Below are 18,996 nucleotides of genomic sequence, written 5' to 3' on the forward strand. Positions count from 1 at the left end.
ACTCGGCGACCTCTCCCCAATTGAATTCCGGGAAAAAGTCGCCGCTTAATGGAATTTCTCTTTTTTTATTGTCTACTTGACGGGGCTATGACCAACTATTATACTCTTTTATGAAGTTATCCCAGTGTTCGTCAGCCACTTTCACACCAACTCGGCCCTTTACCGAATCTGGAAAGAAAGCAACTCTATTCAATTCGTCTATTCCGATAACTTTTTTCACGTTAGCAACATTCTCTTCAGACAACCTTACGAAACCAGGAAACCTCAACATACTCTCCAATTGTTCTTGAACTTCTTTTTCGTTCATCTTGAACCCTCCTATGATGTGGTATACGCCACAATCATACTAACTTATAGGTTAAGGAGGCAATAGGATTGTTATACCCATCCTACCTAAACCACGTTTAACGTGACCATAGTCAGTAGGACAGGCTTATATATGTGATGTGCAAAGGCACCGTTCACTATCGGAGGGCCGCCTTTTACAGCGGCTATAGAAAAAGTTATGGATACCGTATATAAGAAAAACCTATAGTGAGAGAATTATTTATTCTCTCTACCTATAGGTGGCATTCGTATGGGGAATTTCGGCGTTTTATTTCTGGTGAATTATTTGAAAAATTTATTTATTACTCGTAACCACCTAAAAATAGGCTACTCTGTAAATCATCTGAAATTTTATGCTGTGCAGTTTTAACGTAGCTCTGTACTGCGCTCTTGCTAATGTTAAGCGCCATTGCAATATCAGCGAACGAATGACAGTCCCCATGCTTCATTACATAGCATTCTCTTTCTCTTGGCGACAACCGCGACAATGCATCCTCGATCTGAAACAATTGCCAGTCTGATAGGTTTGCACTACTGCCGGCATGCCCCTGTTGAACGTATGCTTGCATCTTAAGAGGATCTACCAACTTCTCACGTTGATATGCCGCTAATCGTTCAACGCCTCGTTTGTTTCCTGGTCGTCTGCCTGTACTCAACCACTCGATAGCGTAATCACAATCAGACACCATCTGAGCAATTAACTTTTTATCTGATTCATTCTCATGAGCTTTAGCCCGGTCATACGCTCTATTCGCTATTCTGCGCGATTCTTTGTAACTGGAGACTGTAGCTTCTCCAAAGCCGTCTATGCTTACTTCTGGACTAAGCTGAGCCATAATCATCCTTTTTCTCCCCTTTTACATAAAATCGAATATAGTTGTTTGTCCTTCTTCCACATACTCTGATGCATCTATAATGAGTCCCTGATCCAACCATTCCTTGGGTGCATCCTTTTGATAATGCGGCCATACTGGCACGCCTGACACTGATCTTGACGGGTTTTTAGCTGCTGCTATATACGTCCACACCCAATATGTTTGGGCTGTAACTTTTTCTCCGCTCATATGACCACTCCTTACACCGATACAGGCGCTTTGATAGCCGGGTGATGTTTGTACCCGATAAACTCAAAGTCCTCGTATACGTAATCGTCGATGCTCTCAGGCTTACGTTTGATGTGTAACTGGGGAAGTGAATATGGTTCGCGTGTCAGCTGCTCTTTTACTTGGTCAATATGGTCGTTATAAATGTGTACGTCTCCACCGGACCAGATGAATTCTCCTACTTCTAAATCACATTGTTGAGCAATCATATGTGTCAGTAATGCGTAGCTGGAAATATTGAAACCAAGGCCAAGGAACGAATCCACTGAACGCATTGTTAGCATGCAGGATAGTTTTCCTTCTGACACGTAGAACTGGTATGCAAAGTGACATGGTGGAAGTTTCATTTGGTGTATCACTCCAACGTTCCAAGCGCTCACCAGATGCCGCCTTGAGTCCGGATTGTTTTTGATTGAATCAATTACCGCTTGGATCTGATCAACCTTTTCTCCGTTAGGAGCTTCCCAGGTACGCCACTGAGAACCGTACACCGGACCAAGATTACCGTTCTCGTCTGCCCAGTCATCCCAGATTTTCACGTTGTTATCTTGCAGGTACTTGATATTTGTTTCGCCGCTCAGGAACCAGAGAAGTTCATTAATTACTGATTTAAGGTGTATCTTCTTCGTTGTTATAAGAGGAAATCCTTCCGATAAATCCCATCTCAGCTGCCGTCCGAACACGGATAACGTTCCTGTGCCGGTCCTGTCTCCCTTTGGTGTTCCGTTGGTTAATATGTCATGTAGTAGTTCTAGATAGTTTTTCAAACCGGATCGCCTTCTATCTTTTTAACGATATTTAACGAAGGGGCGTAATAATCATCAAGAATACTTTTCCCTCCACGTGGTACAGATACGATTAATCTGTCATACACATCATTAATGTTCTGAAATTTAACTCTTGATTTTGGTATTTTATTAAAATTCGGCACAATCTTGAAAGCTTTTGCCCCTTTAATGCAGATTCCTATTACAATCCCCTGTTTTTCTTTAGCGCTTCCTCCCGCTTGGGATTTCCAGAAAACTTTCTCTCCAATGCTTATCGTATTCATTTTTTCCCTCCTACTGAATGTATTGTTCGTTTTAACATCTAGGAAGCGCAACCTTCACAAGCGATGTAGTTGTCTCCGACCTTTTTGCTGATGTTAATGACTTTGCCTAACTTGATATCCGACTCATCCGTGAACTCCAGATCGGCTATACGAGCAACGATCAGTGCAGCAGCCTCTTCTTGTGTCGGCGCTTCTTGGCTGAACTCTGAAGTTGATTGAACGGACAAAACTTCATATTCAAATGTGTATCTCATCTCTTTGTATCCTCCTTGGGTATAGACTCCCAAACCTTCTGGCATCGTTTCAACGGAATAGCGAACAGTTCTTCATCGAACACCACATTTGCATACCAACCAAATTCATACCACTGAATGCTCTCGATCTTCACTTTTTGAAGGAATGGGTGGTGTATTTCCTCAATCACGGTTACCGTATCACCAGGCTTAATTGTTGGATCGTATTGACCACGCTCAATCTTATCCAAGACAAAGGCATGCACATCAGGCGAAATGTCCTCGTTCGCCAAGTCATACAGCAGCTTATCTGCATCTATCAGTTTCATGCTTCATCCTCCTTAACATTTGGGAAAGTAAAAGGTGCAAAGTGTGTTACATTCATCATCATTGCTTCGCCCCAAGGCACGGATACAGTACGCTTAAACCATCTATATCCGGTTGGGCTATGAGCGAAAAAACCAACATCAATTGTTTGTCCATCCGTGACAAGGTGGTCAATATGGCTGTTTATACTTCGATCGTTTTTATCAAATTCACGCCAGTCAATCATGCTTCATCCCTACCCTCTAGTAAGTGTGGGTGTATCGCTATCTCTCTCATGCTTCTTCCTCCCCAGGTAGGACAAGATTGTACCAGCCACCATATATCTGTTTGCGAGCCCATGCGATGTGCTTATCTAGTAACATGTCCTCAACTTCTTTTTCAGTCTTGCCTTCGAATTCTTCATCTGGTATATCAATCACATCATTCTTTTTATCTAACCGTGCCCAGAACTCATACTGTGCCATTTATGTTTCCTCCCCAGGTAGGTTAATAGGTGTGTTTATAGGCGCCCAATGAGTTACTTCGTTGACGGTATATCCGCCTGCTCAGCTCCATTCATAATGTCGACCTGGCATGAAGCTTTTGGCACGTTCAGCAATATTCACGCCTCTCTGTTTGCTATAGACCCAATGTGGTACATGGCTTTCGATACTTCGGTCTGTTGGATCGTATTTACGCCAATCTATCATTCTGTATCCGCTCCTTCCCCACCCAATTTCACCATGCGTCCAGTGGAGTCAACTACCGTATCAGGTGTTCCGTAACCTCGTTCAGCAGCCATTGCAGCACGTTCCAGCAAAGCTTCCTTGGACAACGGTTCGTACCATTCCGAAAACATTACGCGCTTCTCTCCTACGTAGAAATTGTGTGTCACGACTTTACTCATGCTTATCCGCTCCTTCCTTGGGAGCCAACCCTTGACGAGAGTGTACATTTCCGACAACCCTAACGCCTTCTGCCCAGCAGTATGATCCATCAAATTCAATCACTTCAGATGCCCAAAGGTACCCGTCTGCCAAGGAATCAGCGACAAACATGAATCCACTGCCCTCATACTTCACTTCACAAATGTGCGTTTCGCCTTCATATTCCAATTCGACGATATCACTTTCAAATACCTCGACTTGGTCGCCTGATTCATCATGGAAGCCTGCGTATTGCAACCACTTCACGTTTCCATTGAAGGGCTTAGAACCCATTTCAATTAAATCTTCGATAGTGAATGTCTTACCCATCTGGCAGTGTTCTGTTAGAAATGCTGCAAATTTAATCTCACGCATCTTGTATATCCTCCTATTTGGGGAGACCAGACCTGATCCGGCCTCGCTTCGCTTAGTATTTCGGTCGTTCCGAGGGCCTGACGGCCGTTAACCATCAATCTCCGGTACTGCAATCGGCGTCCAGTGTGTATGGCAATCCGGCCAATCAGAATCTAACGGTGTGCCGCAGTATGGAGGTTCTGAAATAGAAAACTCCCACCACAGTACGTCTCCATAATCTTCATGCCAATCCTCGATTGGTCTTGGAGTACGTAAGTTATCAATCTCTTTTTTCAGCCGAATGTTATCTTCTAGCAGATCACCATTCTTTTTTGTAGATGATACGTCGATGCCTACTTCTGAGTAATGAGTTACCCCCACAACCTCCGATCCAGTCAATACACACCAGAAGCAAGTTTCGCCGTCGTAATTGTAGAACTCGGTTGTAATGTACTCCCCTGTCTCGTTACCCGGCACATATACAAGGTACGTTTTCCCGCCTTGTGGTGGTTTTTTTGGGTCGAACTCTCTCCAGTCATACACGTCTATCCCTCCTATGAATGTTATAAGTCCAGTGCATCAAACAGTGCCGCTTTGCATATAGCTTCTGGTGCCGTTAAAGCATGTGCTGAATACCCTAATACAGTGCAGATATAACCTCCACTATGGTTTGTTTCAACTGCGGCATAGTGTCCGCATGAAGCAATTATGTCCCACGCATCTGTCATATCTGATGAATAGTTTTTGCACCATGTTTTGATATGTTCAATTGGATTGGTGTGTCCAGGGAACATGACGTGCTTGGCTACCCATGCATCCAGTTGCTTTCCGACTGGTTCAAACTGCACTTGCTCCCTGGTCAACGCTGTTTGTGTCATCTATATATCCTCCCTACTCTTCAAATAATTTAAGTTCGTGGAATTGACCAGTCTCTTCAATAGCCATTTTCAAATCTTCCAACGCTTCTGTGTATACAGCCTGATCGCCGTCATTTGGATATTCGATCATCAATTGTCCGTGTAAAAAGATTCCGATTTTCATGTGTTATCCTCCTTAGTAGGGAGAGGCCCAAACCTCAACCCTTGATGTTTTGCTTTATATCCGTCAACGCCCGGGCAGCTATGCGTTTTACATCCACTTGGTCGTAACAATCGCCTGCGTGTGCCGGGATCGTAATAACCATGTTGGATTGCTCATACCGTTTGTAGTTGCCCGTCTGTTTGCCACAGATCATGCATTTCTTGCTTTCGCTCGAAGATGAGAATCCTACTATCATTGGTTCCCCTCTCCTTCCTGACCCACCGCCAGTGCTTCACGTGCAATCCGTCCAGGGTTAATCCGCCGTGTTGTCCACACTTCCAATCCCTGCTCATCAAACGTACATGCCCATTCGCCCATTGAGATTGCATTCAGTGCGTAACGTGCCTCTTCAAGCTCCTTACGAAGCCGGTCATTTTCCCGTTCAAGATCAGCGTTTTCGCACACTGGGCATGTGTGATTCCCGTTCCCCTCACCTGTCGCCGGGTCAATATCTTCGTGACATGCATCATAAGTGAATCCGCATTCCGGACAATCCCACAACTCGACTTTCTCAGCTTTGAGCCTTTCAATCTCTGCGTACGCCTCTTCCAGATCATCCATCAGTGACACCGGATACGGACAACGTGCCGCTGCCAGCCTGCGTTTAACATCCAAGATAGTTTTCATGACTGCTCTTCCTCCCTCATCTTCGATTCGTTCTTCAGTTCCTGATGATCAGACCATGTATTGCCCACTAGCGTATCCACATGGCGTGTGATCCGCTCTTTCAGTTCATCCATCACCTGATACGGGAAAGGTACCTCTTCCTTCCTGAGCTTGCCGCGACCCGTGTCGTTTGGTCTGTTGCCTTGATATTCATTAGCAACTTTCCATCCATGACTGCGCGTTTCTCTGGTGTATAAACGATATGCGCTAAGTATGAGCTTGTCGCCTGTCAAAACGACCACTTAGCAAGCATTAAGTTGTCTTTGTCCGTGCGTTCAATTGTGTATTCCATGTATATCCCTCCTTGGTTAGAGGCCCTATGGACCTCAAGATTGTTCTGGGGTGTTGATGGGTGCCCATTGCGTCACATCTTTGATCAAATATCCTCCAGAATCGCTCCATTCATAATGACGGCCTTTAATAATTCTTTTGGCATGTTCGGCTATAGTCACGCCTCTATGTTTGTCATAGACCAAGTGCGGGATGTGACTCGGAATGCTTCGGTCTGTCGGATCGTATTTACGCCATGGTATGCCATCCGAAGGAATGCCGTTTGCGAGGTACAGTTGTCGTGCTAAATCTTCTTTTGTCATGTGTTTGATCTGCTCTTTGAATTCCTTGAATTGTCGGCTCATTGTTCCGCCCCGTTACCGGGAACCAATAAGCTTTCCCACGTCTCTTCTTGCATCATCCGTTTTGCTTCCTGAAGAGCTCGGATAACTACGTCAATCGACTCCACCTTGTCAAAAGTCATTCGTACTGGTGTTTCTGCCGGCAGTGCAACGACTCTTTCATTCTTCTTCCGTTCTCCAATCGCTCCCGGTTCTTTTGGTTGGAACACAACTACACCGCACGGATAATCCAGTTGTATCAATCCCGGCGAAACGTTGATGTCACCTGTTCCGAACTCAATTTGCGTTTGACCTTCGTGTTTAATGATCGGCATGTGTTATCTCTCCTTTGGTGGGCCTAAACCCACAGAATTAGTCCTCAATGATTTCGTAATCCATGCATTCTGATTCGATGCTGTCAGGGCTGTCCAAGTCGGTATCCCATCCATCGTCGCAAGTGATGCCGCGTTTTCTTAACTCATGCATAAACTCGTCTGCGCCACCCCATTCTCTATCCCCGTCTTCCAATGCTTCTTCCAGATCTGCACTCGTCATGCCATCAGGTAAATTGACGATAATCTCCCGGTTGTACTCCAATGTTTCAGTGATGATCAGTTTTGCTTTTTGCATGTTCATTCGCTCCTTTAAATTTGGTTTAGTGTGTGGTGGGAAGGGAGGGTATTCCCTTCCTCTCAAAATAGTGTCAGTTGCATATTTTCAATCCGGCGTTGTCCGCCTGCAGCAGATTCCGGGTCCTTCTCGATCACGATGTAATTCCTTCCTGTTCTTGCTGCAGCAACTGCTGTCGTACAGCTTCCACCGCAGTTATCAAGCACCGTTTCACCGGGAGCCGTGTACGTCTTAATCAGGTATTCGCACAGCTCCACGGGCTTCTGGTTCGGGTGTGCGCGCTCCGGGTCGTCATTGTTAACCACCGAGTAATACAGCACGCTGCGTGGGTACCGCTCGGTTGATCCAGCTTCGTTTGACCATGGTGTCCCATCGCCGTAAACCGATGACTTGTGATTGTTCGTTGCCGCGTTCATCGGCTTGTGGCCCTGTGACATCTGCGGATAGTAAACGGGAGGACGTTTGTAAAATACCAGGATGTTCTCATGAGCCTGCAAGGGCATCAGTGATCTATTTAAATGACCTGTTGCTTTGTTCTTCTCCCAGATCCATTCATATTTGAATAGTTTCATGTTGCTTGCCGCCAACGCCTTATCAAACGGCGCTTTGGCAAACAGGACGATTGCTCCGTTGTCTTTGATCATCCGCTCATATTCCGGCCACAGTCTATCAAACGGGAGTACAGAGTCCCATGGGCTTTGTGTGGTCCCATAAGGCAGATCACAGAAGATCATGTCTATGCTCCCGTCCGGTATATCCGGGAAGACATCGAAGCAGTCCGCGTTGATGATCTGGTTGATCATGTTTGTCTTGTCTCCCTTCCTCTGTTATCCCCGGTGGGCTATTCGCTAATTTCATCAGTTATATTGATAGAATTTGTAATGCCGTTATCGCACAAAATTTCATGTAAATCTTTAGCGATGACCTCAACATCCTCGACCTTCTCAACTGTTATAAAAACTTCAACTTTCACACAGAAACTCATGGGTGTATCCTCCCTTAGATGGTTTATTGGTGGGTTAACCTGTAGTTTTGTATATGATTAAGGCTGTTTCTCCTAAAGCCATTTCATCGTTTGCGTCTGGTAGAGTGTACGTCCCGTACTTTATATCAATGATCTGCGTTTCTACTGGCTGACCTGACAACCATTCGTTAATGTGATTGCTTATTGGCCCTGATGAAGTGAATGCTCCGTGAAACACTTCAATTTGGTGAGTTTGAATTTGGCCTGCTGTGCCTAACATGTTCTATCCCTCCCTGTGGGTTATGCGTTGTATTGGTGATAACTCCGGACCTTTTTCCTTGGCTTTTTCCACTCTGGAACGTCCTTTGGATAGACCAAGTACACTTCACCGATCACTTTCCCTCTGTCGTCTTTGATAATGTCCCAGGGTATCTCCGAAAAGTAGGGATCATATCGCACCTCGTTTGGCTTCTGCATGCTTTCCCTCCGTTCATTTTGTCAGCTGCTTGCCGAGTTCTTGGATTTGTTTGCCTACATCACATTGTTTGTTGCAATGGTTATCTATTTTTGAAAAGTTGCTGCCGTGTAGTTTAGATAATTCATAGTGTGTCTTGCACCCTTTACATTTCTGATTCATTAAGAGATTGATTTGAGTCAGCACGTCCAATCGGCTCATACGCCTGTGTGACCGAACCCACCGTCACCGCGTTCACTATCGCTTAATTCCTCAGCTTCTTCGAATGACACTCTGACCACTGGTGCAATCACACCCTGTGCTATCTTCATGCCTTTTTCGATCAAGATGTCTGTGTTAGTCCCGAAAATAGATTCCAAGTCTCCACCGTTAAAGATGTGGTCCACAATGATCCCAACCTCACCGCGATAACCAGCGTCAATCGTTCCCAGTTGCACTCGCAGCTTTGAATTAAGTGTCAGTCCGGATCTCGGACGGATCTGCATTTCAAAGCCATCAGGTATCTCGAATGCCAAGCCCGTTGGCACCTTCTTTGTATCTCCTGCAGCAATAACCACGTCTTCCAGTGCTATCAGGTCAAATCCTGAATCTCCTGGTTTGGCGTATACAGGGATTGTTGCGTCTGGGTGAAGCTTCTTGATTTTCACATTCATCAGTTTTTTCAATACAGGTGGTGCAAGTTTGATTTTTCCCGACTCTACACTCCGCTGGAAGTTTTCTTTTGGGGTCAAGGGTTTTCTCATAGCCGCTTCTACGGGGTCTTCTCCAGCGTCATGAACACTAGATTCCCAAGTTCTTTTCTTTATTCCATGTGATGTTGCCAATTCTTTGTAATCGTCCCAAAAGTGCGTGTGGTAACCCATTGATAATCACTCCTATTCGTTGTTATATGAATTATTTGAATGATTCACTATCAAAATCAACTGTATTACCTATGCTTTTTTCTTCTTCGTTTTAGGGCCTTCTAGAATCGCTTCTAAGACCTCTTGTTGGTATCTGGCTTTAGTTGTTCCAGTTAGCTTAGAAAGCGCAATCTGAGCTAGTACAAATGCGTCTCGCACGTTGTCTGAATCATGTTCGAAACCCCAGTGTCGATAAATCGGAAGAACCATTGCATCTTTTTTGGTATTTCCTTTACCTGTAGCGAACTTCTTAACCTGTGAAGGCGTAGCTTCCAAGACAGTTAAACCGGAGTTGTTCAATACAAATCTTAAAGCGAACCCCACTCCATACTGTGTGCTCACTCCTTGGCCCTTTGATCCAAAGGAGAATCCCTCTATGGCTACCAAGCTACGTTTTGGAACCAAATCAATAATCTTCTGGCTGTAAGCCCATATTTCCGATGGTGTAGAGTATATTCCGGTCGTCAAGTGAATCTCTTGAGCCTCATGCACCCTACCTTGTTCGTCCAGTCCGACCAAACCCGTCTTGGTGCTAGGATCAATTCCGTATACTAAATTCATTTCGTTTCCTCCATCTGTAGTGGTTTGGCGTTCTTTACTCCCTTGAATTTCTTTTCCCGGTTTTCTGCAATTTGATCGATCATATCCAGCATTTTCTTTGCCATGTAATCCTGCCTTAACTCATGTGGGACACGGGCCATTGTCGCCTCTGTCGTTATCCGAGCTGAAATTTCATCTGCTGCTTTCAACTTCTCGAATAAATGCCATTCCCACGGTTCAAATATTTCGTCCATCCGGGCGTTGAAGTCCACTATCTTCGGCATCTCCGATCACTCCCATTCGCTTCAGATATTCTTTTGATGCCTCAATCCGTATGTCATAGTCCAATTCAGACTGTTGTGTTGTATCAATCAGTTCGTCGACCGTCATCCGTTCCAGTGGGTTCATGGGAAGCCTCCTCTATTCCAAATGCTTCACGTCCGCGGCGTAGGAATTCTTCGGGGTCCTGATCCATCAGGTCATAGTCGTCAATTTGTTTCATTGCCGTTTCCCTCGAGCAAATTAATTGATTCTCCCTGAGGATGTGATTTAACTACTTGGAGAGGTTCAAAAACCTTAACTAACATCTGCAGCATTTGGGATTGTTGCTCTGTCAGAGCTACTGGATATAAGATTCCGTTCATCGAATAAAACAACACTGCTTGATCTTTCATATCTCTCGTCCTCTCTATTCAATCATTTGTGCTCTAGCCCGTTCACGCCGCATGCTAGTAGCTTTATTCCGCACAAACTTACAAGATCCAATGATTCTATCAATGCACCGTCCGTCCTCGTCCAGTGGCTTGCCGTCCTTATCAGCTGAGAACCACTGTTCTAACCGTTCTGGGTCGAGGTTGGAAGTATATAGTGTTTTCTTGCCCTGCCGACCGTTGATGATTGGGAAAGCAACCGTTTTGTATTCGTAATCCGTTAAGTGTCCAGCGCCGATATCATCAAGCACTAATAGGTCCACTTCTATCGCCGCCCTGACGATGGCGTGTATGTTGATGTTCTTATCGCTTATAGAGGCCCTAGCGAGGTCAGAGAGCTTCACCCAATCCAAGAATAGGGTTGGATATCCATCGGCGTCTAACGAGCGCTGAATGGCTCTACAGAGGTGGCTCTTTCCTGCCCCAGTTCCACCGTAGAAAAGATATCCCATTTCCACATTCTCGAAATTGCGATAAAACTCTTTGGCTAACTCGAAACTCTTTTCTGTACCGGTCCGTTCCTTGAAGTTTTTGAATCCTGCATCCTTGAGTGAGTCTGGTACAAGATTCATCCGGTTGAACACCTTCTGAATTTCAATTGTCTTAGTGCGGCGTTCCTCAATCACTTTCATCTTCTTGTCATGCTCAAGTTCACAATCGCAATGTATCCGAAGCTTCCGCATCTTCCCGAATACTTCATACTCGTTATAAGTGAGTAGCTTTTGGCAAACAATGCAGCAGCCCCAATGTTCCCATGGCGGATTACTCAATAGTGAATTCTGAATATTTTCCGGTAGAGCCTGTAGAAGATTGAATGGTTTCATTTTCATCACCACCAGATAGATAATCTTTATAAGTTCCAGCGTTTAAATAAGTGGATGGCATTTTAGCAAATTGCCCGGTTGCTCCGATCGTCTTTTTGTCTGCTGCGTAACGTTCAGTGCATTGTATTAATAAATCTCGTTCAGACTCTTTAATTTTCTTCTTCCAGATGCCAAACGTTTTGGCTTTATCCTTGCGTCTGAATTTTGGATAGACTGTCCAGAATGATTCAAAGTCAACATGATAACCCTCGTGTTGAACCACCGGTTCAGCACTATTGTTTTTACTACTATTACTTTTATCTTTTACTTTACTTTTACTTTTACTTTGTGTACTTTCTTCCCCAGTTTCTGCGTCAGAAACTATACAGGAATCCGGCAATAACTCTTTTTCCGCGCCATCATTGGACTTTTTGCGCATCTTCTCTCTCTTCTCTACCACCACTTTAGAGCGTTTTTTAACTCCTCCAGAGGTTAAAACACCTCTTTCGACATATGAAGCACTATCAAAACACTCTCTTTTAATCGCTGTGTTCAACATATTTCCGAATTTCTCCGGTGATACTTCCACTTTCTTGGCGAGTATCTGGATGGTTTCTGCGTCAGAAACGTCTAGTTCGAAATTAGGCTGCCGATAAATGAGTTCAAGCAAAATGAAGTAGAATGCATAACCGTCATTTCCGTATAGCATCCTTAATGCTTCTATCTTGGTGTCATTTACGGCGTCCGTGTCATGAGGAAAATAATCCATTCCATCTTTGCGAGGACGCGCCATTGTCACCCCTCACTCTCTTTAGCTCTCTTGTAAAGTTGTTCTCTATATTTTTCAGCCCAAGCTTTTCCGTTGGCTGTGTAATCAATCAAGTTGTGGCAGGTCCCGGTATTTACACTGGGACCACACAACATAGCGACATCGTTTACTGTTGTTTCAACTTCAACTTTCCACCGTCTAATCAAGTGAGCGCATTCGAGATATCCACCCTTCCCGCAACGCTCACAATAGCCTCCTGACCGTTCTAAGGCTTTATCATACACATCGCTAGTTATCTGCCCACGTTGCTTTGCAGTTCGCTTAAATCGCTTGTGTTTAGGCTTAGGGACTGCTCTTAATTCAAATTCCACAGAGTCGCCTCCTCATCAAAAGGGCAGATCTTCATCTTTTATATCAATTGGTTTTCCGTCATCAACAAATGGATCATTACTATTACTTGAATTACTCCGGTTACCACTGTTACCTTGATTGGATGAATCCAGGAACCGTACATTGTCGGCAATGCAATCATTGGTGTATACCGTTTTGCCTTCACTCTCATAACGGCCCGTTTGCCATCTTCCCTCTACAGCAACTAACCTACCTTTTTTCAAATTTTCCGCGCATGCTTCTGCAGTCTTTTTGAAAGTAACAATCTGAATAAAGTCTGCTTCATCTCCGCTACGACGATCACAGGCTATAGTAAATTTGGTAACGGCTGTTCCACTTTGGCCATATCTAAGTTCAGGGTCTCTAGTTAAGCGACCCACTAACACCACACGGTTCAACAATTGAATTCCTTCTTTCAGTAGAATTTAAGTTCAGAAAAATGTTTGATTGTTTTTATTTTTTTTGTGGACCGGCAGTAATCACACTTTTCACAGCGTACCGGTTCAGCAGCACCTGATTTAACCGCCTTAACTCGCTCTATATGCTTGCCTACAATGTGCAGGCCTTGTTCTATTGCGTCATAGTCAAAATAGATAATATCGTGGTCTGGCGGCTTCTGCTTGGTCACAATGACCATGTGTGGCAGCAACCATTCATCCCTGCCATGTACAATTCTTTCAATCTCCGCGTACACTGCCATCTGCAGGTTGTATCCATAGTGATCGATGAAATTCTCATAGACTCCAATCTCGTTGTTCCAAAACTTGCCGTCCATTTCTTTCATGGTCTTCAGATCTGCGAAGATACCCGTTTGTGGTTGGTAACTGTCCAACATCACTTTCCATTCGATACCGAACAACTCAGCTGACATGATGACTTCCTTTTCTCCAGCTAAGGCCTTCATTACAAGCGGATCGCTAGCCAAAACTTCAATCATCTTGTCACAGTGTTTGAATTGGACCTTCAACTGCCCTGCTGTTTTACCAGTACTTGCGTACAGCTGAGGATTGTTTTCCTTGAATTCATCAAGAGTCCCCTCGTTCCAGGCATGGACATAATGACCTTCATCAAATGCATCTATATGAGCCTGTTCCCATTCGCCGTTGATCTTTGCCATAGCACCAGCTTCACACCCTCCATATGAGGACAAGAAGCCTTTGAACTGGCTTACTGATATATATTGAAGGTTCGCTTCCTGACTAAAGTAGTTATCCTTGTTCAGTTTCAACAGGATCACCTTCACTTTCCGTTACCTCTGTGTACTCAGCTTCAATGATTACTGGTTCCGGATTAAGCGGGCTTTGTTGTTGAGGCTTAATTTCTTGGTTAAAGTCAATATCTCCAGCATCTTCAAACGCTTGGCGCTGCTCGATTGTGTCAAAATCAAGATCAATGTTCTTGCACAAGCGGCGCAATACCGTCTTGCGGTACATTTCTCCAGGAGTCACAACCCATGCTTTGGAATATTCACCTGTCTTATTGGACTTACGAGAGAAATTCACTTTAATTTTTTCTATCTCTTCGGTGCTCATGGTGTCATATTGCATGCTGCCATCTTGGAAAATTACAACTGCAAATGCTCCAATAATTTCAGCATTGTTAAATGAAAGTGGTTTAAAATGGACTGTTTGCTTCCCATCCACGATTTCTTCCGAAAAATCATCTCCAACACGAACAACTTTCGCGTATATTTCGCTTACTGCTTTGGTGCTGTATTTTTTTGCAAGCTTCACTTCACCTTTATAGTCCGTCTGAAATTCGATCTGCCCTTTATATGGGATTGCATAACATTCTTTGTTAAAGAAATCTAATCCCAGAAACGCACCCTTGAGCATGGTTCTGGCTACGCTAACAGGATTACATTCAGCGATACCATTTGTGTCTTGTAGTACAGTCATGCAGTTTTGCAGAAACCGGGTCTTGTTGAAACTGGAAGGCATAGCCTCCCGTTTAGAGTCCAAAAGCTTTTCGAGATTGTTGTGAATCACCAATAACTTATCCGACATCTTTACAACCTCCTAGAAATTTGATAATATGACCGTAAATTCAATTTCAAATGTGTATTACACGACTTCAGAGGGTGCAACCTTTGGAGTCGTTTTGCTTTCCAGTTCGTTTTGGGCGTCATGCAAGATATCAATGACTTCCTGTAGATCGTGTTGAAGAAAGTTACCTGTCTCTCGCATAATGTTAGATGCGGAATTCCCGCGAGGTTCTGTATTTTCTTGAAGCTGCTTTAGCTTCCGGATTGCCCTTTGGAGTGACATCGCCTTTCGCCTCCTTCTGTTGTCTTCTGATACGATCGTATTCCTGTCGCTGTGCTTGATTTATGAAGATGAATACTGGATAAGGACTATCAGAGTAACGACCTCCGACTTTCGATAGAGCGAGACGATCATTGAAATCATCACTTGCCTTGATGCGTACCTGCATTTGCATGTCATTCACCTGCCGTAGTTTTCTCAGCGTTCATGGCTGTACCCAAACACCGGAAGTTGCAACATAATCCATCGCCGTACTTTACTACCTCTTGACCGCGGTATATCTCACCGCCACACCCCAAGCAATCGTCAACCACTTCAGCTGCCTGCGGATCTGGTGCCCCTTGCTCAAATCTGTCCATCTTTATCACCACTTCCCCAGAGTGCCATTGTTATTGCAATGTTCATTGCCACCCACCAACAAATCCAGAACCACCACGGGATCATCATCAGCCTAACTCTTTTAGTGCTTCTAGTTGCCGGTTGTATTTCTCGTATTGCTTCTTGGCGTGGTTAGCGATGTTGGGACGACAATCCGCTTTCATGCGTTCCACCATTTGGCTGAAGAACCCGGTTACGTTAAGCAGATAGTGTTTTTTAGTCATTGTTAGTCGCTCCTTATAAAGAGGTTTTTTGTCCCTTTCTGTTGAATATTGGTAGTTGTCCAGACTATCCAATCAAAACGAAAGGAGGTGAAAATATATTGGCTACACAAGTACATGCCTGCTTAGTAGGCAATTGGGTAAATCTTTGTGATGATCCAGAGTGTAAAATCGGTGAAGCTCAAGCCTCTCCATCCGTTTGGTGGGAAGAAGGTGCTAAGATTTACAGCCCGATCAAGAAAGATGAAGCAGATACGTTCTATAAGCTTGATTACGTCCATATCTACTACAAAGGAATTGATTATCGTATAAATCCGATTTTCATTCAGATCGTCACTACTTAAATTCACGAGTCAATCTTTCAACCAAAGTATCCGGGTCGTCGATCTTCACATCGGCGGCCATGGAGCTATACATCATGTCGATTTGTTGTGTGATTCTTCCCCACTGATATCGCTTAAGACCTTGTATCGCATTCGCTACCATTTCAAATCGTTGTTCCATCGTTAATTCTTCTTGAGCTGACTCATCACCACTTACCATCACTATTGATAATGGACCTGGGTAGTCATGCAACTCTTTGGATGACTCGATTTTGCAACGGTCTCCTTCTGGAACATAAATTGTTTTAACCTGTTTCATTCCATCCACCCTCTCAAATTTGACTTTCAAGAAATTTGATATTAGCTTGCATAGCTTCGTTACCAGCAAATTGCGTTTTGGCACGATCCAAGAAGCTTTCAAGTTGCTCTTTCGAACAGTTGCGATTCTTGCAGTTTTGGAAAGCGCCGATTAATGATTCAGTAGGTGTTGGCATTGTGAACCTCCTAGTATATTTTTTTGAAACTATAAATCCGGTAACAACGTATTGATAATCATATGAACGAAGTTACACAACTTACAGCAGAGCACCAATGGATAATTCCTTAACAATGGTTGAGTAAATCTCTTTCAACTTCGGATCAGCTTCAATCACATCCAAGCGGTTAGCCTTTTCAATCTTTGTTTTAGTTGCTCCACTCTCTTCAAGGCGATCCTTGAGGTTAGCCAAGCGTGTATTCAGTTTGCAATGAGCGCGTTCTTCAAGTCGGGAATAACTTTCCTTCCGGATCTCCTGATGACCACCAAATCGCTGTGCAGCTCCGTTAAGCATGCCTGTGATCTTCTGGCGCCAGTTGTCATCCCGTTGAAGGATTGTTTCTTGGATGGTAGTTACTTTGGTTTGAACCTCAATGATCTTCTGATTAGCTTCAGCTGCTTCGATTTGAATCTTTGCTACGGCATCGAATGTTGCTTTGAACATCTGTAGTTCTGGGCTTAACTTGGACACATCGATTGATGACCCATAGCTACCTGTTTTACGAATCGATGGAAGAATTTCATCTGCGACTATTGATTGAAATTCTTCCGCTACTGCATTCTTTGCTTTCATTGCTAAACGATAAAAAATATTTTCAGGGACAAAACCCTCTTTCCCAACTTGTTGGGAAAACCTAAAACCTTTCAAATACCCTTCAATCGTTTCCCAGCGTACGTACTCCATAGACCCTTTAACCTGAGTGAAACCCAAACCTCTTGCCACATCTTCAAGATTAAGTTGAGCAACACCATGTTCATCGATGTATCCTCTCACGCCAGCCACTGTAATCAGTTCACTCATCTTGTAGCCTCCTTCAATCCTTCTTTCCATTGCAATAGATCCGATTTATCCACCCTTCTTGATGCACCGATTATAAAGTTCGGTATACCGCCATGATCAGGATGAATCTGCATTAACTCATACACTCTTTTTCTGGATAAAACCATAATGTCTGCGATGTCTTGAGCGGTTAAAATTTCTGGCAACTGATCCCACGTGAACACTCTTCTATTCGACATTTGATTCACCTCACTTATACAGTAACTTTCTCAGGCTTTTGTTTGGTCTTACGAGGATCATCGACTTCTTCAATGTAAAAATACTCATCGAACCTGCCACCGAAAATCTCCATAACACCAGCAATAAATTGATTACCAGGCACATTGTTTCGAGGGTCTTCCACAGGCAATTTGATTCTCCAAATCTGTGTCACATTCACATTCAACAAATCGGCTAATTCCTTGTCAGAAGCAATGTCCTTGTCGATCTGTGCTTTCATGAGTTCTTTAACTCTCAAGCGAACGACGAACTTTTTCATACGATCACCTCCCCTCTAGTTGCGTGATTGCAATTAATTTTTCAGGTGATTTCGTCCTCGCAATTTGATTATATTACATGAATTTCGACCACGCAATACAAAAATCAAAAATAATTGCGTACGCGCAATAATTGTGATATCATGAATTCAAGCATTAGATGAAGGGAGATTTTTGAGAGTCGATGAGCGAAATTAAAATAGGTGATGTTATAAAAGAGGCACGTATTCAAAATGGATTTAAAACCATGAAAGACTTATCTATTGTGTCCGGTGTCTCCCCTGCGACACTTAGCAGAATAGAGAAAAATACTCAAGATCCATCTCCGGAAACATTGATGAAAATATCTAAACACTTAAATAACATTACATATGGTGAATTGATGAAAGTGGCCGGTTACTTAGATGGACTTAGTACTGAACACGAAATGTTTATGAAAGATCTCATGAATGAAAACGAAGAGTTAGATAACAAAATATTTGATTTAATCAATACTGCCTTTCTATATAAACAAGTTGATAATAATATCCAAAGTGAAATAGTCGAATTATTTGTTAGTAAAGAATTAGTTGAACTATATGAAAACGCTGATTCAGATGAAATAAAATCTGCTTTTCTTCGAAATGATTTTGATGTTGATCAAAAACGTGAAATAGTTGATACATTAAACGTCTTGGTTAATAAATTTTCTCCAAAACTTGCCCAGTATTTTTCTATGATTAAGAACATGAAACCCATACCACTTGTGGGAAATATCTGTGCCGGCAATGGAATGATACCGATCGACTCTATTGAGGAATACATAAATTATCCTTTTGTAAAATCTCAGCAACCAGATTATGCACTTAGGGTAAAAGGAAATTCTATGATTGGCGCGGGTATTGATGATGGAGATATTGTTTTCCTCCGGAAAGGAAGTTGGGCTGAATTCAATGGTCAAATCGTGGCAGCTCTTTTTAACGGAGAAGAAGGAAGTCTTAAAAGAATGAGATGGTCTGAAGGATCTCCAAAAATCACTCTGATCCCTGAGAACAATTCTTATCAGTCTGTGGAGGTGATGCCTAATGAAGTGACGATTTGCGGTGTTTATGCCGGTCATTATAAACCAGAATTTTAAA

Annotated in this window: 47 protein-coding genes; 2 read left to right on the forward strand and 45 right to left on the reverse strand. The window is 43.4% G+C overall.

The window, feature by feature from the left end; translation table 11 throughout:
- Positions 1-85: 85 nt before the first annotated feature.
- From J2Z28_RS09190 to J2Z28_RS09385, 40 genes are all read right to left on the reverse strand, one after another.
- The gene (locus J2Z28_RS09190; RefSeq protein ID WP_211082052.1) at positions 86-307 is read right to left on the reverse strand and encodes a hypothetical protein; all 222 of its coding nucleotides are present in this window, start codon (positions 305-307) and stop codon (positions 86-88) included.
- Positions 308-629: 322 nt separating this feature from the next.
- On the reverse strand, positions 630-1,169 hold the full coding sequence (locus J2Z28_RS09195) for a sigma factor-like helix-turn-helix DNA-binding protein (RefSeq protein WP_211082054.1): 540 nt from the start codon (positions 1,167-1,169) through the stop codon (positions 630-632).
- Positions 1,170-1,184: 15 nt separating this feature from the next.
- Complete coding sequence (locus tag J2Z28_RS09200) at positions 1,185-1,391, reverse strand: hypothetical protein (RefSeq protein ID WP_211082056.1); 207 nt, start codon at positions 1,389-1,391, stop codon at positions 1,185-1,187.
- A gap of 11 nt (positions 1,392-1,402) precedes the next feature.
- Complete coding sequence (locus J2Z28_RS09205; protein ID WP_211082058.1) at positions 1,403-2,197, reverse strand: thymidylate synthase; 795 nt, start codon at positions 2,195-2,197, stop codon at positions 1,403-1,405.
- Entirely contained in the window at positions 2,194-2,481 is a 288-nt protein-coding gene (locus J2Z28_RS09210; RefSeq protein WP_211082060.1) for a hypothetical protein, read from the reverse strand. Before J2Z28_RS09210 ends, J2Z28_RS09205 begins: the two co-directional genes overlap by 4 nt.
- A gap of 38 nt (positions 2,482-2,519) precedes the next feature.
- Positions 2,520-2,735 carry a hypothetical protein gene (locus tag J2Z28_RS09215; RefSeq protein ID WP_211082062.1) on the reverse strand — a complete coding sequence of 72 codons (216 nt, stop codon included), beginning with the start codon at positions 2,733-2,735 and terminating at the stop codon, positions 2,520-2,522.
- Positions 2,732-3,043: a hypothetical protein gene (locus tag J2Z28_RS09220; RefSeq protein ID WP_211082064.1), complete on the reverse strand. Its 312-nt coding sequence runs from the start codon at positions 3,041-3,043 to the stop codon at positions 2,732-2,734. Before J2Z28_RS09220 ends, J2Z28_RS09215 begins: the two co-directional genes overlap by 4 nt.
- Positions 3,040-3,267 carry a hypothetical protein gene (locus J2Z28_RS09225; protein ID WP_211082065.1) on the reverse strand — a complete coding sequence of 76 codons (228 nt, stop codon included), beginning with the start codon at positions 3,265-3,267 and terminating at the stop codon, positions 3,040-3,042. The genes J2Z28_RS09220 and J2Z28_RS09225 overlap by 4 nt, the downstream gene beginning before the upstream one ends.
- 46 nt (positions 3,268-3,313) lie before the next feature.
- Positions 3,314-3,505 carry a DUF7167 family protein gene (locus J2Z28_RS09230; protein ID WP_211082067.1) on the reverse strand — a complete coding sequence of 64 codons (192 nt, stop codon included), beginning with the start codon at positions 3,503-3,505 and terminating at the stop codon, positions 3,314-3,316.
- 81 nt (positions 3,506-3,586) lie between these two features.
- Complete coding sequence (locus tag J2Z28_RS09235) at positions 3,587-3,730, reverse strand: hypothetical protein (RefSeq protein WP_211082069.1); 144 nt, start codon at positions 3,728-3,730, stop codon at positions 3,587-3,589.
- Positions 3,727-3,927 carry a hypothetical protein gene (locus J2Z28_RS09240; protein ID WP_211082071.1) on the reverse strand — a complete coding sequence of 67 codons (201 nt, stop codon included), beginning with the start codon at positions 3,925-3,927 and terminating at the stop codon, positions 3,727-3,729. Before J2Z28_RS09240 ends, J2Z28_RS09235 begins: the two co-directional genes overlap by 4 nt.
- The gene (locus tag J2Z28_RS09245; protein WP_211082073.1) at positions 3,920-4,321 is read right to left on the reverse strand and encodes a YopX family protein; all 402 of its coding nucleotides are present in this window, start codon (positions 4,319-4,321) and stop codon (positions 3,920-3,922) included. Before J2Z28_RS09245 ends, J2Z28_RS09240 begins: the two co-directional genes overlap by 8 nt.
- 87 nt (positions 4,322-4,408) lie before the next feature.
- Positions 4,409-4,843: a hypothetical protein gene (locus J2Z28_RS09250; RefSeq protein ID WP_211082075.1), complete on the reverse strand. Its 435-nt coding sequence runs from the start codon at positions 4,841-4,843 to the stop codon at positions 4,409-4,411.
- A gap of 20 nt (positions 4,844-4,863) precedes the next feature.
- Positions 4,864-5,178, reverse strand: a complete 315-nt coding sequence (locus J2Z28_RS09255; protein ID WP_211082077.1) for a BC1872 family protein — start codon at positions 5,176-5,178, stop codon at positions 4,864-4,866.
- A 13-nt stretch (positions 5,179-5,191) separates the two neighbouring features.
- Positions 5,192-5,341, reverse strand: a complete 150-nt coding sequence (locus J2Z28_RS09260) for a hypothetical protein (protein ID WP_179132120.1) — start codon at positions 5,339-5,341, stop codon at positions 5,192-5,194.
- Positions 5,342-5,375: 34 nt separating this feature from the next.
- Positions 5,376-5,576, reverse strand: coding sequence for a hypothetical protein (locus tag J2Z28_RS09265; protein WP_211082079.1), 201 nt, complete (start codon positions 5,574-5,576; stop codon positions 5,376-5,378).
- Complete coding sequence (locus J2Z28_RS31130; protein WP_244988203.1) at positions 5,573-6,007, reverse strand: hypothetical protein; 435 nt, start codon at positions 6,005-6,007, stop codon at positions 5,573-5,575. Before J2Z28_RS31130 ends, J2Z28_RS09265 begins: the two co-directional genes overlap by 4 nt.
- The gene (locus J2Z28_RS09275; protein WP_211082081.1) at positions 6,004-6,279 is read right to left on the reverse strand and encodes a hypothetical protein; all 276 of its coding nucleotides are present in this window, start codon (positions 6,277-6,279) and stop codon (positions 6,004-6,006) included. The genes J2Z28_RS31130 and J2Z28_RS09275 overlap by 4 nt, the downstream gene beginning before the upstream one ends.
- 93 nt (positions 6,280-6,372) lie before the next feature.
- Positions 6,373-6,681 (reverse strand): hypothetical protein, encoded by a 309-nt coding sequence (locus tag J2Z28_RS09280; protein ID WP_211082083.1) that lies wholly within the window; start codon positions 6,679-6,681, stop codon positions 6,373-6,375.
- Positions 6,678-6,992, reverse strand: a complete 315-nt coding sequence (locus J2Z28_RS09285; protein ID WP_211082085.1) for a hypothetical protein — start codon at positions 6,990-6,992, stop codon at positions 6,678-6,680. The genes J2Z28_RS09280 and J2Z28_RS09285 overlap by 4 nt, the downstream gene beginning before the upstream one ends.
- Before the next feature lie 37 nt (positions 6,993-7,029).
- The gene (locus tag J2Z28_RS09290; protein ID WP_211082088.1) at positions 7,030-7,287 is read right to left on the reverse strand and encodes a hypothetical protein; all 258 of its coding nucleotides are present in this window, start codon (positions 7,285-7,287) and stop codon (positions 7,030-7,032) included.
- Between the two features lie 62 nt (positions 7,288-7,349).
- Positions 7,350-8,090, reverse strand: coding sequence for a DNA-methyltransferase (locus J2Z28_RS09295; protein WP_211082090.1), 741 nt, complete (start codon positions 8,088-8,090; stop codon positions 7,350-7,352).
- Between the two features lie 38 nt (positions 8,091-8,128).
- Positions 8,129-8,272 (reverse strand): hypothetical protein, encoded by a 144-nt coding sequence (locus J2Z28_RS09300; protein WP_211082092.1) that lies wholly within the window; start codon positions 8,270-8,272, stop codon positions 8,129-8,131.
- A gap of 34 nt (positions 8,273-8,306) precedes the next feature.
- Positions 8,307-8,531 (reverse strand): hypothetical protein, encoded by a 225-nt coding sequence (locus J2Z28_RS09305; protein ID WP_211082094.1) that lies wholly within the window; start codon positions 8,529-8,531, stop codon positions 8,307-8,309.
- Between the two features lie 20 nt (positions 8,532-8,551).
- A complete protein-coding gene (locus tag J2Z28_RS09310; RefSeq protein WP_211082095.1) occupies positions 8,552-8,728 on the reverse strand; it encodes a hypothetical protein in 177 nt (58 codons plus the stop codon).
- Positions 8,729-8,741: 13 nt separating this feature from the next.
- Positions 8,742-8,927, reverse strand: a complete 186-nt coding sequence (locus tag J2Z28_RS31765; RefSeq protein WP_425325410.1) for a zinc-finger domain-containing protein — start codon at positions 8,925-8,927, stop codon at positions 8,742-8,744.
- On the reverse strand, positions 8,924-9,379 hold the full coding sequence (gene dut, locus J2Z28_RS09320; protein ID WP_211082474.1) for a dUTP diphosphatase: 456 nt from the start codon (positions 9,377-9,379) through the stop codon (positions 8,924-8,926). Before dut ends, J2Z28_RS31765 begins: the two co-directional genes overlap by 4 nt.
- Positions 9,380-9,658: 279 nt before the next feature.
- Positions 9,659-10,189 carry a RuvC family protein gene (locus tag J2Z28_RS09325; RefSeq protein ID WP_211082099.1) on the reverse strand — a complete coding sequence of 177 codons (531 nt, stop codon included), beginning with the start codon at positions 10,187-10,189 and terminating at the stop codon, positions 9,659-9,661.
- On the reverse strand, positions 10,186-10,452 hold the full coding sequence (locus J2Z28_RS09330) for a hypothetical protein (RefSeq protein ID WP_211082101.1): 267 nt from the start codon (positions 10,450-10,452) through the stop codon (positions 10,186-10,188). The genes J2Z28_RS09325 and J2Z28_RS09330 overlap by 4 nt, the downstream gene beginning before the upstream one ends.
- Entirely contained in the window at positions 10,406-10,576 is a 171-nt protein-coding gene (locus J2Z28_RS09335; RefSeq protein ID WP_211082109.1) for a hypothetical protein, read from the reverse strand. Before J2Z28_RS09335 ends, J2Z28_RS09330 begins: the two co-directional genes overlap by 47 nt.
- An 80-nt stretch (positions 10,577-10,656) precedes the next feature.
- The gene (locus tag J2Z28_RS09340) at positions 10,657-10,842 is read right to left on the reverse strand and encodes a hypothetical protein (protein WP_211082111.1); all 186 of its coding nucleotides are present in this window, start codon (positions 10,840-10,842) and stop codon (positions 10,657-10,659) included.
- Between the two features lie 14 nt (positions 10,843-10,856).
- Positions 10,857-11,702, reverse strand: a complete 846-nt coding sequence (locus J2Z28_RS09345; RefSeq protein ID WP_211082113.1) for an ATP-binding protein — start codon at positions 11,700-11,702, stop codon at positions 10,857-10,859.
- Positions 11,641-12,474 carry a DUF4373 domain-containing protein gene (locus J2Z28_RS09350; RefSeq protein WP_211082115.1) on the reverse strand — a complete coding sequence of 278 codons (834 nt, stop codon included), beginning with the start codon at positions 12,472-12,474 and terminating at the stop codon, positions 11,641-11,643. Before J2Z28_RS09350 ends, J2Z28_RS09345 begins: the two co-directional genes overlap by 62 nt.
- Positions 12,475-12,476: 2 nt before the next feature.
- Positions 12,477-12,821: a hypothetical protein gene (locus J2Z28_RS09355; RefSeq protein ID WP_211082117.1), complete on the reverse strand. Its 345-nt coding sequence runs from the start codon at positions 12,819-12,821 to the stop codon at positions 12,477-12,479.
- A gap of 15 nt (positions 12,822-12,836) precedes the next feature.
- Entirely contained in the window at positions 12,837-13,241 is a 405-nt protein-coding gene (locus J2Z28_RS09360) for a single-stranded DNA-binding protein (protein ID WP_211082119.1), read from the reverse strand.
- 14 nt (positions 13,242-13,255) lie between these two features.
- Positions 13,256-14,077 (reverse strand): PD-(D/E)XK nuclease-like domain-containing protein, encoded by an 822-nt coding sequence (locus J2Z28_RS09365; RefSeq protein ID WP_211082475.1) that lies wholly within the window; start codon positions 14,075-14,077, stop codon positions 13,256-13,258.
- Positions 14,049-14,846 carry a RecT family recombinase gene (locus J2Z28_RS09370; RefSeq protein WP_211082125.1) on the reverse strand — a complete coding sequence of 266 codons (798 nt, stop codon included), beginning with the start codon at positions 14,844-14,846 and terminating at the stop codon, positions 14,049-14,051. Before J2Z28_RS09370 ends, J2Z28_RS09365 begins: the two co-directional genes overlap by 29 nt.
- Positions 14,847-15,030: 184 nt before the next feature.
- Entirely contained in the window at positions 15,031-15,279 is a 249-nt protein-coding gene (locus J2Z28_RS09375) for a hypothetical protein (protein ID WP_211082127.1), read from the reverse strand.
- A 1-nt stretch (position 15,280) separates the two neighbouring features.
- Complete coding sequence (locus J2Z28_RS09380) at positions 15,281-15,463, reverse strand: hypothetical protein (RefSeq protein ID WP_211082128.1); 183 nt, start codon at positions 15,461-15,463, stop codon at positions 15,281-15,283.
- Between the two features lie 87 nt (positions 15,464-15,550).
- Entirely contained in the window at positions 15,551-15,706 is a 156-nt protein-coding gene (locus J2Z28_RS09385; protein ID WP_211082130.1) for a hypothetical protein, read from the reverse strand.
- Between the two features lie 98 nt (positions 15,707-15,804).
- Here J2Z28_RS09385 and J2Z28_RS09390 point away from each other — a divergent pair, with 98 nt between their 5' ends.
- On the forward strand, positions 15,805-16,047 hold the full coding sequence (locus tag J2Z28_RS09390) for a hypothetical protein (RefSeq protein WP_244988205.1): 243 nt from the start codon (positions 15,805-15,807) through the stop codon (positions 16,045-16,047).
- Here the strand turns inward: J2Z28_RS09390 and J2Z28_RS09395 are convergent.
- From J2Z28_RS09395 to J2Z28_RS09415, 5 genes are all read right to left on the reverse strand, one after another.
- Entirely contained in the window at positions 16,040-16,345 is a 306-nt protein-coding gene (locus J2Z28_RS09395) for a hypothetical protein (RefSeq protein WP_211082132.1), read from the reverse strand. The two genes, J2Z28_RS09390 and J2Z28_RS09395, sit on opposite strands and share 8 nt — an antisense overlap.
- 13 nt (positions 16,346-16,358) lie before the next feature.
- Positions 16,359-16,520, reverse strand: coding sequence for a hypothetical protein (locus J2Z28_RS09400; protein WP_211082134.1), 162 nt, complete (start codon positions 16,518-16,520; stop codon positions 16,359-16,361).
- A gap of 81 nt (positions 16,521-16,601) precedes the next feature.
- Positions 16,602-17,363, reverse strand: a complete 762-nt coding sequence (locus tag J2Z28_RS09405; RefSeq protein ID WP_211082136.1) for a BRO family protein — start codon at positions 17,361-17,363, stop codon at positions 16,602-16,604.
- Entirely contained in the window at positions 17,360-17,581 is a 222-nt protein-coding gene (locus J2Z28_RS09410) for a helix-turn-helix domain-containing protein (protein ID WP_211082138.1), read from the reverse strand. The genes J2Z28_RS09405 and J2Z28_RS09410 overlap by 4 nt, the downstream gene beginning before the upstream one ends.
- 14 nt (positions 17,582-17,595) lie before the next feature.
- Positions 17,596-17,880: a hypothetical protein gene (locus tag J2Z28_RS09415; RefSeq protein ID WP_211082140.1), complete on the reverse strand. Its 285-nt coding sequence runs from the start codon at positions 17,878-17,880 to the stop codon at positions 17,596-17,598.
- 182 nt (positions 17,881-18,062) lie between these two features.
- On the opposite strand from J2Z28_RS09415, the gene J2Z28_RS09420 reads away from it, so the two are divergent.
- The gene (locus J2Z28_RS09420; protein ID WP_211082142.1) at positions 18,063-18,995 is read left to right on the forward strand and encodes a helix-turn-helix domain-containing protein; all 933 of its coding nucleotides are present in this window, start codon (positions 18,063-18,065) and stop codon (positions 18,993-18,995) included.
- Position 18,996: the final 1 nt, after the last annotated feature.

The organism is Paenibacillus xylanexedens, assembly GCF_017874615.1.
Taxonomy (GTDB): Bacteria; Bacillota; Bacilli; order Paenibacillales; family Paenibacillaceae; genus Paenibacillus; species Paenibacillus xylanexedens.

Bases quoted from the DNA above. Each gene is read 5' to 3' on its own strand.
- J2Z28_RS09190 (WP_211082052.1), bottom strand. From the start codon at position 307: ATGAACGAAAAAGAAGTTCAAGAACAATTGGAGAGTATGTTGAGGTTT.
- J2Z28_RS09195 (WP_211082054.1), bottom strand. From the start codon at position 1,169: ATGATTATGGCTCAGCTTAGTCCAGAAGTAAGCATAGACGGCTTTGGA.
- J2Z28_RS09200 (WP_211082056.1), bottom strand. From the start codon at position 1,391: ATGAGCGGAGAAAAAGTTACAGCCCAAACATATTGGGTGTGGACGTAT.
- J2Z28_RS09210 (WP_211082060.1), bottom strand. From the start codon at position 2,481: ATGAATACGATAAGCATTGGAGAGAAAGTTTTCTGGAAATCCCAAGCG.
- J2Z28_RS09215 (WP_211082062.1), bottom strand. From the start codon at position 2,735: ATGAGATACACATTTGAATATGAAGTTTTGTCCGTTCAATCAACTTCA.
- J2Z28_RS09220 (WP_211082064.1), bottom strand. From the start codon at position 3,043: ATGAAACTGATAGATGCAGATAAGCTGCTGTATGACTTGGCGAACGAG.
- J2Z28_RS09225 (WP_211082065.1), bottom strand. From the start codon at position 3,267: ATGATTGACTGGCGTGAATTTGATAAAAACGATCGAAGTATAAACAGC.
- J2Z28_RS09230 (WP_211082067.1), bottom strand. From the start codon at position 3,505: ATGGCACAGTATGAGTTCTGGGCACGGTTAGATAAAAAGAATGATGTG.
- J2Z28_RS09235 (WP_211082069.1), bottom strand. From the start codon at position 3,730: ATGATAGATTGGCGTAAATACGATCCAACAGACCGAAGTATCGAAAGC.
- J2Z28_RS09240 (WP_211082071.1), bottom strand. From the start codon at position 3,927: ATGAGTAAAGTCGTGACACACAATTTCTACGTAGGAGAGAAGCGCGTA.
- J2Z28_RS09245 (WP_211082073.1), bottom strand. From the start codon at position 4,321: ATGCGTGAGATTAAATTTGCAGCATTTCTAACAGAACACTGCCAGATG.
- J2Z28_RS09255 (WP_211082077.1), bottom strand. From the start codon at position 5,178: ATGACACAAACAGCGTTGACCAGGGAGCAAGTGCAGTTTGAACCAGTC.
- J2Z28_RS09260 (WP_179132120.1), bottom strand. From the start codon at position 5,341: ATGAAAATCGGAATCTTTTTACACGGACAATTGATGATCGAATATCCA.
- J2Z28_RS09265 (WP_211082079.1), bottom strand. From the start codon at position 5,576: ATGATAGTAGGATTCTCATCTTCGAGCGAAAGCAAGAAATGCATGATC.
- J2Z28_RS31130 (WP_244988203.1), bottom strand. From the start codon at position 6,007: ATGAAAACTATCTTGGATGTTAAACGCAGGCTGGCAGCGGCACGTTGT.
- J2Z28_RS09280 (WP_211082083.1), bottom strand. From the start codon at position 6,681: ATGAGCCGACAATTCAAGGAATTCAAAGAGCAGATCAAACACATGACA.
- J2Z28_RS09285 (WP_211082085.1), bottom strand. From the start codon at position 6,992: ATGCCGATCATTAAACACGAAGGTCAAACGCAAATTGAGTTCGGAACA.
- J2Z28_RS09290 (WP_211082088.1), bottom strand. From the start codon at position 7,287: ATGCAAAAAGCAAAACTGATCATCACTGAAACATTGGAGTACAACCGG.
- J2Z28_RS09295 (WP_211082090.1), bottom strand. From the start codon at position 8,090: ATGATCAACCAGATCATCAACGCGGACTGCTTCGATGTCTTCCCGGAT.
- J2Z28_RS09300 (WP_211082092.1), bottom strand. From the start codon at position 8,272: ATGAGTTTCTGTGTGAAAGTTGAAGTTTTTATAACAGTTGAGAAGGTC.
- J2Z28_RS09305 (WP_211082094.1), bottom strand. From the start codon at position 8,531: ATGTTAGGCACAGCAGGCCAAATTCAAACTCACCAAATTGAAGTGTTT.
- J2Z28_RS09310 (WP_211082095.1), bottom strand. From the start codon at position 8,728: ATGCAGAAGCCAAACGAGGTGCGATATGATCCCTACTTTTCGGAGATA.
- J2Z28_RS31765 (WP_425325410.1), bottom strand. From the start codon at position 8,927: ATGAGCCGATTGGACGTGCTGACTCAAATCAATCTCTTAATGAATCAG.
- dut (WP_211082474.1), bottom strand. From the start codon at position 9,379: ATGAATGTGAAAATCAAGAAGCTTCACCCAGACGCAACAATCCCTGTA.
- J2Z28_RS09325 (WP_211082099.1), bottom strand. From the start codon at position 10,189: ATGAATTTAGTATACGGAATTGATCCTAGCACCAAGACGGGTTTGGTC.
- J2Z28_RS09330 (WP_211082101.1), bottom strand. From the start codon at position 10,452: ATGCCGAAGATAGTGGACTTCAACGCCCGGATGGACGAAATATTTGAA.
- J2Z28_RS09335 (WP_211082109.1), bottom strand. From the start codon at position 10,576: ATGAACCCACTGGAACGGATGACGGTCGACGAACTGATTGATACAACA.
- J2Z28_RS09340 (WP_211082111.1), bottom strand. From the start codon at position 10,842: ATGAAAGATCAAGCAGTGTTGTTTTATTCGATGAACGGAATCTTATAT.
- J2Z28_RS09345 (WP_211082113.1), bottom strand. From the start codon at position 11,702: ATGAAACCATTCAATCTTCTACAGGCTCTACCGGAAAATATTCAGAAT.
- J2Z28_RS09350 (WP_211082115.1), bottom strand. From the start codon at position 12,474: ATGGCGCGTCCTCGCAAAGATGGAATGGATTATTTTCCTCATGACACG.
- J2Z28_RS09370 (WP_211082125.1), bottom strand. From the start codon at position 14,846: ATGTCGGATAAGTTATTGGTGATTCACAACAATCTCGAAAAGCTTTTG.
- J2Z28_RS09375 (WP_211082127.1), bottom strand. From the start codon at position 15,279: ATGCAAATGCAGGTACGCATCAAGGCAAGTGATGATTTCAATGATCGT.
- J2Z28_RS09380 (WP_211082128.1), bottom strand. From the start codon at position 15,463: ATGGACAGATTTGAGCAAGGGGCACCAGATCCGCAGGCAGCTGAAGTG.
- J2Z28_RS09385 (WP_211082130.1), bottom strand. From the start codon at position 15,706: ATGACTAAAAAACACTATCTGCTTAACGTAACCGGGTTCTTCAGCCAA.
- J2Z28_RS09395 (WP_211082132.1), bottom strand. From the start codon at position 16,345: ATGAAACAGGTTAAAACAATTTATGTTCCAGAAGGAGACCGTTGCAAA.
- J2Z28_RS09400 (WP_211082134.1), bottom strand. From the start codon at position 16,520: ATGCCAACACCTACTGAATCATTAATCGGCGCTTTCCAAAACTGCAAG.
- J2Z28_RS09405 (WP_211082136.1), bottom strand. From the start codon at position 17,363: ATGAGTGAACTGATTACAGTGGCTGGCGTGAGAGGATACATCGATGAA.
- J2Z28_RS09410 (WP_211082138.1), bottom strand. From the start codon at position 17,581: ATGTCGAATAGAAGAGTGTTCACGTGGGATCAGTTGCCAGAAATTTTA.
- J2Z28_RS09415 (WP_211082140.1), bottom strand. From the start codon at position 17,880: ATGAAAAAGTTCGTCGTTCGCTTGAGAGTTAAAGAACTCATGAAAGCA.
- J2Z28_RS09420 (WP_211082142.1), top strand. From the start codon at position 18,063: ATGAGCGAAATTAAAATAGGTGATGTTATAAAAGAGGCACGTATTCAA.